This is a genomic window from Candidatus Methylacidiphilales bacterium (genome assembly GCA_030054035.1).
In the GTDB taxonomy this organism is placed as follows: domain Bacteria; phylum Pseudomonadota; class Gammaproteobacteria; order JASGCS01; family JASGCS01; genus JASGCS01.
On the sequence record JASGCS010000011.1, the window covers coordinates 44,732 to 53,689 of the forward strand.

Below are 8,958 nucleotides of genomic sequence, written 5' to 3' on the forward strand. Positions count from 1 at the left end.
TATAAAAAACTACGTATCTGATACTTCGACCACAATGACCGTTACATTATCATCTGCATGATTCTCTAAAGCTTTTGCAATTAAATTTTCAGCCGCGCGCATTGGTATATCAAATAATTGAACTCTAATTTCTTCATTAGACAAAGCTTTATAGAGCCCATCACTACATAACAAAAATTTATCGCCGGGTTTTACTGGCAGACAATCAATATCTACATAAAGTTCCTCGACCGCTCCAACAGCTCTAGTGATTATATTTGCCGATGGGTGTTTTTCAGCCTCCTCAAGAGTGATTTGACCACGATCTACTATTTCTTGAACATAGGAATGATCATGAGTAACCATGGAAAGTAGGTTATCTCTGTAGATATAAATTCTACTGTCTCCTGACCATAAGAAATAGGCATTTGAACCATAACCAAGCAACATTGCAACCGTGCTACCCATTATTTGGTTACCATTTGTTGCAAGATTCATCCGAAGCTCCTTATTAAGAGAAATCAATGTGTCTTCTATATTTTCAATAGTGCTACTTAGGGATTTTTTTAAAGAAAAATTTTCAAATGCTTGTTTGATTTTAGAACTCGCCACATCCCCCCTTGCATGACCTCCCATACCATCGGCAACAACCCATAACATTTGATCCGGCAATGTTAGAAAAGAGTCTTCATTAATTTTTCTATGGCCTGCACCTACATTGGAAAAACCACATGAACGCCAAACTAACTGTTTATTCATGGGGCTTTAGACTGTAAATGGTATATAATTTATCTACTATTATTTTCATACAAAATGTTAAAACCTTAATCTCTATGGGTTATTATATACAATTATTCTATCAAACTCCATGAAGGTTACAACTAGATTTGCCCCAAGTCCTACTGGAAGCTTGCATCTAGGAGGTGCGAGAACAGCACTATTTAATTGGTTATTTGCTAAAAATAAAGGTGGGGAGTTTTTACTACGTTTCGAAGATACTGATATTGAGCGATCCAACATCAGTTACTGCGAACAAATTGAGGAAGCCCTACAGTGGCTAGGTATCGATTATCCAAAGCCAACCTTTCAAACACAAAAGATTTCTAGATATAAAGATATTGCTGAAAATCTGCTTAAAAATGGTTATGCATACTACTGTAACTGTAGCCAAGAAAGGCTGCAAAGCATAAGAACCCAACAAATCGCCCAAGGTACATTACCAAAATATGATGGACAATGTAGAAATAAGTCGATACTTGATGAAGGGTCAGTAATAAGAATCAAATTACCAAGCGAGCAACATTCACTTTCATTTAATGATACTATTAGAGGTGAGCTTACAATTTTACAAGAACAACTTGATGACTTTATTATTCTCCGCTCAAACGGTATTCCTACCTTTAATTTTGCTGTAATTATTGATGACAATGATCAAGAAATATCACATGTTATAAGAGGTGATGATCATATTACCAACACCTTTAAGCAGAAAGCTATCTCACAATTAGCAAAATTAAATTGGCCTTCGTTCACTCATGTACCGTTACTATTGGATCAACAGGGTAAAGTATTATCTAAACGAGATGCCGCGTCTAATGTATTACAATATCGTGAAAATGGCTTTACCAGCGAGGCTCTTAACAATTATTTGTTAAGACTTGGTTGGTCTAAAAATAATTTGGAATACATTACCATGAAAGAAGCGATTAGGCATTTTTCTTTATCAGGACTAAATCGTTCAGCTTGTAAAATTGATATAGATAAATTATCGTGGTTGAACAAACAACATATAAAAAATATTCCTCCAAAAGAAATAGCAATGCGTTTAATTCATCATAAAGAAGAAACAATTGAATGGTTGGCTAGTGTCATTACTCTATATCAAGGAAGAGTTGAGACTCTCAAAGAACTAGAAGAGATAATACAATCATTTCTTTATCCTCAGCTTCTATTTAATGAAGATGAATTATTATTCTGTAAAGATAATAATACTCTCCTAATAAATTTAATAAAACAAATTAATAATTTAGTAGACTGGAATAAACAATGTTTAAAAGATATTTTAACTACCTATTTTGAGCAATTTGATACAAATTTATCAAGTAAATTTTTTCCAATACTGCGTATATTTTTAATCGGAAGAAGTCATGGGCCGTCTCTAGAATCAATAATGGAGATCCTTGGTAAAGTGAAAACTATAAAACGCTTAGAACTTATGGGTGAATATTCTTAATTATTAAGTAGGATAATGTTATTTTAATAGTATAATATTTCAAAACAAGTGGATAATAAGGGGTCATAGCTCAGTTGGTAGAGCGCTACAATGGCATTGTAGAGGTCGGCGGTTCGATCCCGCCTGGCTCCAAAAACAAGTCCCCATCGTCTAGAGGCCTAGGACACTGCCCTTTCACGGCGGTAACAGGGGTTCGAATCCCCTTGGGGACGCCAATTATTAAGTTATACATAACTTAATGGTATACTAATAGCAAGTTATGACCACACAAACCAATAAAGTTATACTTTTTGCAGATATCACAGGAAGTACTAAACTATATGATACTTACGGCAATCAAATTGCAGAAAGTATCATATCCATCTCACTTTCAAAAGTTAAAGATATAATCAAAAAATATAACGGCACTGTAATCAAAACAATAGGGGATGAAGTTATGTGCTCTTTTGAGAGTGGAAATGAGGCATTAGATTCTGCAGCTGCAATACATTTAACCTTTAATGATCACAAGGTTTTAGATAAATATACAATTTCATTTAAAATTGGTGCAGATTACGGTGAAGTTATAATGTCAGATAACGATTTATTTGGTAATGCAGTAAATATCGCTTCACGCATGACATCAATTGCGCGTTCATCTCAAACCATTTATTCAGAATCACTTTATAACTATTGCGACGAAGATCATAAAAACAATTCAAGAAAATACGACATAACTAATGTAAGGGGTAAAGAAGCTAAACTTACTATTTATGAACATATGTGGGAGACTGAGGAAAATACAGAATTAACACGAATAGCAAGTCACAATTCTTCAACATTTTCAACTGAAGAACATCAATATCTTAGTGAAGAAATAGCATTAACATATATGGGTGAAAAATTCATCTATCAAAGTACTCTAACCGAAGCAATAATGCTTGGAAGAGCAATTGACAACACTCTCGCAGTATCATCAACTTTTGCTTCTAGGTATCACGCTAAAATTGAGTACAGAAGAAATAAATTCATAATAAATGATCAAAGTACTAACGGCACTACAATAATTATAGAGAAAAATAACCCCCTGTATATCAAAAGAGAAGGTTTACCATTAATTAATAACGGCAAAATAATCTTTGGTCTATACAAAGATGGGGAATTTATTAGTGAAAATATGATAGAATTCACAATAAATAAGAAAGTCTAAAATATTATTAGAAACTATATCTTATTTCTGCAAATATCATTGGTCTGTCTAAAGATACTTGAGCATTAAGTTCTTTCTTAGAAATATCATTAAATCCAATAGTTAATCTTGCGAAGATATAATCTGGATGATTGAATTGAAATCCAAAACCATAACCTGAAATATGTACTTTATTTGGAGTAGTCTTAGAATGGAAGGCAAAATTATCGTAACCTGATGAGTAATCATAAAAAAGTGAAAACTGCATCACTTGACCCCATGTATAACCTTCATCATAGGGTAAATCTGATATACCTGGTGAATTCATGATAAATTCAATAGTACCAGACTCTGTATTGTCTCTAATATAGTAAGAATTAGTTACAGAACGAACATCACCAGGACCGCCTAATGTGCTTTGAAATAGTGAAAATAGAGGGTCATTAGTAAATTGTGCTGAATATTTAAAAAGCATTGAAAACTCATCATCAATTGACTGAAGGCGAGATAGCGAAATACTTAATTTTGAAAAATCTGTAGGTAATTCTTGACCACTTTGATTTGTTCCATCTTTTGAAATTGTTCGGTCAGAATCATGAAATTTTTTAGTAGTACCACCGAATCCAATACCAGGAGTGCCAAAAGTGTACTCAATACTACCTGAATTTAGAGCAGAAGTTGAACGACTTAAGTGTGAAAATACATACGATAAAGAAGCAGAGTCAAGATTAGGCTTCTGACTATTAGTAATTGGAGAACCTTCACGCTGATAAGTAGAGGAATCATTTCTTATTGTAAAATTGCTGTACATTTGCAACTCTCTAGTTTTAACCCAATATTGTCTGAAACTTAAATATAAATAAGAAGTATCACCTTCAATATCTAAAGGCTGACCATTATATTTAAAAGTATTTTTACCATAATTTAAGTCAAAAAAGGTACCAGGGTTCGAAATAGGGACAGAGTAACTTATAGAGCCATAAAAAGTTCCTCTTTTTGCGGATTGGGCGATTTGAGAGGTTTGAAAAAGTAGAGTTAAACTATCAGAAGATGAAGTTGGATTATTAGCAGTATAACTAAACCGCAATCTAGTACTACCTGTTTGTAAAACACCTTGATTATCAATATATAATTCAAACTGATTTGCTTTTTCTTTTTCTACATTAATCACGAGATCACTTTCACCAGCTGAAACACCCCTTGCAAGAGATGCAGACAAAGTTAAACCTGGTAAATCTTGTAAAAACATCATTCTACTTTCAAGACCAGATTTAGTAATTGGCTGATTAAGTAAATCTTCAAATTGATTCGTTATTTGTTGGGAAGAGTAGCTAATGCCACCAAAAACTTTAATCTGACCTAAGGTTCCTTCAAGAACTTTAAAAGTGACAACACCATCAATAACACTTTGCTCAGGTAACCTAGCTTCGGAAAGTAAAAAGCCTCGATCTCGATAATATTCAGTTATTTTATTAGCTAACAATTGTAATTGTCCAACTGAAAGGCCTGTTCTAAAAGACTTATTATAACGAAGATATTTTATTAGATCTTTAAATTCATCAGTTATATTATCTAATTCTTCAGTTAAAGTTGTTCCTTTTTCAACAAAATCTCTTAGTAAATTCCATTCATCATTAGTCAAACCAGCATCAACAATTTTATCAAGACCAAGAGCAATAAAACGTTGCTCTTCAATAAACCTCTGTAATTCAGCTATAAACAAAGAATTTTCTGGTCTATCTATTACGCCAGTGATAGTTATTTTATTGACTGGTATTTTTTCACCTTCATCAATTCCTAAAGGTCTATCATAGACAGGTGGAATATCAAATATTTTCAATTTATCAGTAATTGTAGGAATTTGTTTATTAAAAATATTATTTTGAATATCTTTAATATCTCCTTGAGTTCTTCCTAAAGATTCGACTGCTTCAGGGACTGGGACTGGTTTATCTACAGGTTCTGCAATTACAAATTCAAGATTAAGCAATTGTAATAATACTGTAATAAAAATAATATTTTTATATTTCATAAATTATTAACCAGATGGTAAGAAATTTATTGGGAACCTTATTACAGCATTTCCTGCTGACGCTGGCTTAGCTTGAAAAATAAATAATTTGATTCTATCAACCATCTTTGATTCCAGCTCTGGAGATTTAAGCTGCGAAGAAAGTATTTTTACAGATACTACTGAGCCTGATGGAGAAATGGTAATTTCAAAAAGAATCTCTCCTTTGATAGTTGGGTTAACTCTTAATTCTTTTTGGTAAAGCCTATCCAATAAACCTTTGTTAGTATCAAAAACAATTTGTACTTCTTCAGCGGTTCTTCCGCCACCAATTTGCTTACCTGCTCCAGACCCACCTTTTCCAGCTAGCCCTCCTGAGCCACCAGGACCGCTACCAGGACCAAAAGCCCCACCTAAAGCACCTTCCCGAACTGCTATTCCTGAGCCTGCTGATCCACCATCACCTTTCCTTAATTGACCTGCATTTCCACTTCCTATAGCGCCTCGATTTGTGACCAATTGACTGCCACTTCCTGCAGTATTACCTTCTAAAGCTAAAACTCCACCACTAGTACCAGAAACCGAACCTGTTCTAACACCAGGAGCAACAGTTTTAATATCATTTGAGACTCCAAGGTTTCCAAAAGATTCACCAGGTAACCCAGATCCACCACCACCAATGCCTAAATCTGATAATTCACTTGATAAAGCTGCTAAACCTTCTTGAGATGCTTTTTTTCGTGCTTGTGATTTGTCATCAATTGAAGGTTTTTTAGTGACTTTTTGATCAACTTTAGCAGATTGAGAATCTTCCTCTGAAGACTTTTCACTTTCAGCCTGAGCAGCTGCTCTTGCTGCTTCTTCAGCTAATCTTCGTTGTTCTTCTAAGTCCTTTTCCTTATTTTCTCTTTCTGTAATAATTGTATTAATAAGAGATTGTGGTACAGGTTGCGGAGGAGGAGGTGAGTACTCAATGTTATATGCAAGATAAATTATTACAAATCCAAAAGCAAGAAAAGATCCTGCAAATAGATTTAGATGTTTTTTGTCCTGCGGAGTTTGTACCCATGGAAGGATTAAATCTCTTAATTGTGGAAATAAAATTGTAGGATTATTCATAAGCTTAATATATTTTTATTTTCCGAGAGCGGCAAATGTAAGTCTTGTAAAACCAGCTTTTCTACCACTAATCATTATTTTTCTAATAAACTCATAGCTATGTTTTTTATCAGCTAATATAATAAGTTCATTCCTAGGATCTTCCTCGCCAGGTTTAACCGATAGCCCACCTACATCTTGTGAGCGTACTGATATAAGTGCTTGTACTAACTCGTTTATCTCAACATCTGAACGACTTAAAACCTCAGCAACAGAAATAACTTTTTTATTTTGTATAAGTATCTCAACTGGTGTGGCAACAACAACCATTGCCTCTTCTTTTGGTGCTTGTTCAGAAATTGAAAGCGGAGCAACTAGACCAGCTGGAGATTGTAGTGGGTTACTTCCAGAAGTATTAACCAATAGAAAAAATAAAAGTAAAGTAAAAACATCCATCAATGAAGTTAACATTAACCCTGGTTGTTTTTTGCTTTTTGATCTTCTTCTCAGTCTTCCTGCAGTTCTTTTACTCATACTAGTATCTCTATATTTATCATGGGGCATCTCCGATTGCAAGATCAGGGAAAACATTTTTGGTAATTAGGTCACTAGGCTTGTCTTTATGTAAGCGAATTGCATCAATAACGCTTACAACAAAATCATACTTTACCTGAGGTTCTATCAGGATAGTAGCGTCATTTTTATCAGGAAAACTACCTTTTAAAGTAAGTAGATAATCATTAAGGTCCTTATATCTATAACCAGGGTCATCTTCTGACGCATCAGGTGTTGAACCTTTCACATTAGCAAATGCTCTCACCACTTTTTTACCATCTGTAACTTCTATTCCCGAGCCTCGTACTATTACTTCTACCGTTAGAGTTGGTCCTTTTGCAGCAGCAGCAGCAGCGCCAGCTCCAGCAACTGTAGGTAAATTTAATTGAGTAACTGCCATTCTTGAAAAAACAGCAGTGGACAGCAAGACTGGAATAACTGTAACCAATATATTAAGAAACGCTGTTAAATCTACGTCTGTTTCTTTTTCTGCATGACCCTTTTTTGCCACAATAGCTCCCTAATTAGATTTAAACTTGTCCTGGAGCTTTTTTAACTTCAGTAATCAAGTTAAGAGTTTTTACTGTAGCCATCTCCATACTTGTCATAATTTCTGCAGCTTTAGAAGAATTTACAGTAAACATAATAAGCATCGGTACTGCTCCAAACAAACCCAAAGCGGTTGCGTTCATAGCCAAACCAATACTAGCTGACAATAATTCAGACTTTAAAGCTGGCGGTGCGTCAGCGACTGCCTTAAACGCTTTAATCAAACCTATAACAGTACCTAATAGTCCTAACAGTGTTGAAATATTTGCATATAAACCAATGTATGGAATTCTTTTTTCCAGTTGTGGAGTTAATTCGAGAATACCTTCCTCCATCGCAACTTCAATATCGTCTCTACGTCTAACTGCTGAAGATCTTTCCATACCTAGTATTAACAATCTTCCAATTTCACTTGGTTTTTTCTGAGCCATTAGCTTAACATCATCAAATTTACCTTTTTCAAGTAAAGGAAGAAATTCTTTCCATGCTTTAAGATTTCTAGATCTGATACTAGATAGCGCAAAAAACCTTTCTGCAGAGATAGCAAATCCCAAAACTATAACCAACAGAATCGGAATAGCAACATATGCTTCTGCTTTAAAAAAATGTAGTAGTTCATTTAAAAAATCCATTTTATTTACCTCAATATTTTAATTTGTATAAACCATATTATAACATATTTTAAATCATTTAATATTTTAAATCGAAAAAGTGGTTAGTTTAGTTTGATTCTTCATGTTTCAATAGCTCTTCATTAACTGGAATTATTGGAAATCGTTTGATATTACTACGAAGTTTGCCATCTTCCCAATCAACACCAGATTTCCAAGGAACAAGTACCAAACTTTTGGCTGCTTCTTGAACTCCAATAATATTAGTCCCACCAAAAGTATAGATCTTAGACTTATTTTGAGGGGGATTATTTTTAGCGACTTCTTTATTTTCTAGCTCAGCAGATATCGCACTAAAAGTTAAAAAAACAATTGATATAATTAAAGTTAATTTATTTATCATCTTCTAGCTCCTTTTTAGCCTTTTCAATAATTTTAGCTTTTTGCTCATCGCTTAGATTTTTATTTTCAGATTTAGTCTTTTCACGATCTAGTTCACGTTTTATTCTTCGTTCCTCTTCTTCTGCTTCTTTTTTCTTAGCACGATTCGCTTCCTGGGCTTTCTCTGCTTCTATTTTAGCTTTCTCATCTTGAAGTTTCTTTTGTTTTTTGGCTTCTTCTTCTTTAAGACGATTCGCTTCCTGGGCTTTCTCTGCTTCTATTTTAGCTTTCTCATCTTGAAGTTTCTTTTGTTTCTTAGCTTCTTCTTCTTTAAGACGATTCGCTTCCTGAACTTTCTCTGCTTCTATCTTAG

Annotated in this window: 10 protein-coding genes and 2 tRNA genes; 4 read left to right on the forward strand and 8 right to left on the reverse strand. The window is 34.0% G+C overall.

Annotated features, from left to right (window positions below; genetic code table 11):
* Positions 1-9 precede the first annotated feature (9 nt).
* Complete coding sequence (locus QM538_06970; protein ID MDI9348228.1) at positions 10-738, reverse strand: protein phosphatase 2C domain-containing protein; 729 nt, start codon at positions 736-738, stop codon at positions 10-12.
* A 109-nt stretch (positions 739-847) separates the two neighbouring features.
* Between QM538_06970 and gltX the strand changes: the two genes are divergently transcribed.
* From gltX to QM538_06990, 4 genes are all read left to right on the forward strand, one after another.
* Complete coding sequence (gene gltX / locus QM538_06975; protein ID MDI9348229.1) at positions 848-2,212, forward strand: glutamate--tRNA ligase; 1,365 nt, start codon at positions 848-850, stop codon at positions 2,210-2,212.
* A gap of 59 nt (positions 2,213-2,271) precedes the next feature.
* Positions 2,272-2,344 (forward strand) — tRNA-Ala (locus tag QM538_06980).
* 7 nt (positions 2,345-2,351) lie between these two features.
* Positions 2,352-2,427: transfer RNA gene (locus QM538_06985), tRNA-Glu, on the forward strand.
* 44 nt (positions 2,428-2,471) lie between these two features.
* Positions 2,472-3,401 carry an adenylate/guanylate cyclase domain-containing protein gene (locus tag QM538_06990; protein ID MDI9348230.1) on the forward strand — a complete coding sequence of 310 codons (930 nt, stop codon included), beginning with the start codon at positions 2,472-2,474 and terminating at the stop codon, positions 3,399-3,401.
* Positions 3,402-3,408: 7 nt separating this feature from the next.
* Here QM538_06990 and QM538_06995 read toward each other — a convergent pair whose 3' ends face one another.
* The 7 genes from QM538_06995 to QM538_07025 all read right to left on the reverse strand — a co-directional run.
* A complete protein-coding gene (locus QM538_06995) occupies positions 3,409-5,412 on the reverse strand; it encodes a ShlB/FhaC/HecB family hemolysin secretion/activation protein (GenBank protein ID MDI9348231.1) in 2,004 nt (667 codons plus the stop codon).
* 6 nt (positions 5,413-5,418) lie between these two features.
* Entirely contained in the window at positions 5,419-6,510 is a 1,092-nt protein-coding gene (locus QM538_07000) for an AgmX/PglI C-terminal domain-containing protein (GenBank protein MDI9348232.1), read from the reverse strand.
* A gap of 15 nt (positions 6,511-6,525) precedes the next feature.
* Positions 6,526-7,023, reverse strand: coding sequence for a biopolymer transporter ExbD (locus QM538_07005; GenBank protein ID MDI9348233.1), 498 nt, complete (start codon positions 7,021-7,023; stop codon positions 6,526-6,528).
* A 19-nt stretch (positions 7,024-7,042) separates the two neighbouring features.
* The gene (locus QM538_07010; protein ID MDI9348234.1) at positions 7,043-7,555 is read right to left on the reverse strand and encodes a biopolymer transporter ExbD; all 513 of its coding nucleotides are present in this window, start codon (positions 7,553-7,555) and stop codon (positions 7,043-7,045) included.
* Between the two features lie 19 nt (positions 7,556-7,574).
* Positions 7,575-8,225: a MotA/TolQ/ExbB proton channel family protein gene (locus tag QM538_07015; protein ID MDI9348235.1), complete on the reverse strand. Its 651-nt coding sequence runs from the start codon at positions 8,223-8,225 to the stop codon at positions 7,575-7,577.
* A gap of 88 nt (positions 8,226-8,313) precedes the next feature.
* Positions 8,314-8,607 (reverse strand): hypothetical protein, encoded by a 294-nt coding sequence (locus QM538_07020; GenBank protein ID MDI9348236.1) that lies wholly within the window; start codon positions 8,605-8,607, stop codon positions 8,314-8,316.
* The coding region (locus tag QM538_07025) for a hypothetical protein (GenBank protein ID MDI9348237.1) at positions 8,597-8,958 on the reverse strand (362 nt) is incomplete at its 5' end. The genes QM538_07020 and QM538_07025, both read right to left, overlap by 11 nt.

Coding starts and splice junctions, on each gene's coding strand:
- QM538_06970 (MDI9348228.1), bottom strand. CDS start 738: ATGAATAAACAGTTAGTTTGGCGTTCATGTGGTTTTTCCAATGTAGGT.
- gltX (MDI9348229.1), top strand. CDS start 848: ATGAAGGTTACAACTAGATTTGCCCCAAGTCCTACTGGAAGCTTGCAT.
- QM538_06990 (MDI9348230.1), top strand. CDS start 2,472: ATGACCACACAAACCAATAAAGTTATACTTTTTGCAGATATCACAGGA.
- QM538_06995 (MDI9348231.1), bottom strand. CDS start 5,412: ATGAAATATAAAAATATTATTTTTATTACAGTATTATTACAATTGCTT.
- QM538_07000 (MDI9348232.1), bottom strand. CDS start 6,510: ATGAATAATCCTACAATTTTATTTCCACAATTAAGAGATTTAATCCTT.
- QM538_07005 (MDI9348233.1), bottom strand. CDS start 7,023: ATGAGTAAAAGAACTGCAGGAAGACTGAGAAGAAGATCAAAAAGCAAA.
- QM538_07015 (MDI9348235.1), bottom strand. CDS start 8,225: ATGGATTTTTTAAATGAACTACTACATTTTTTTAAAGCAGAAGCATAT.
- QM538_07020 (MDI9348236.1), bottom strand. CDS start 8,607: ATGATAAATAAATTAACTTTAATTATATCAATTGTTTTTTTAACTTTT.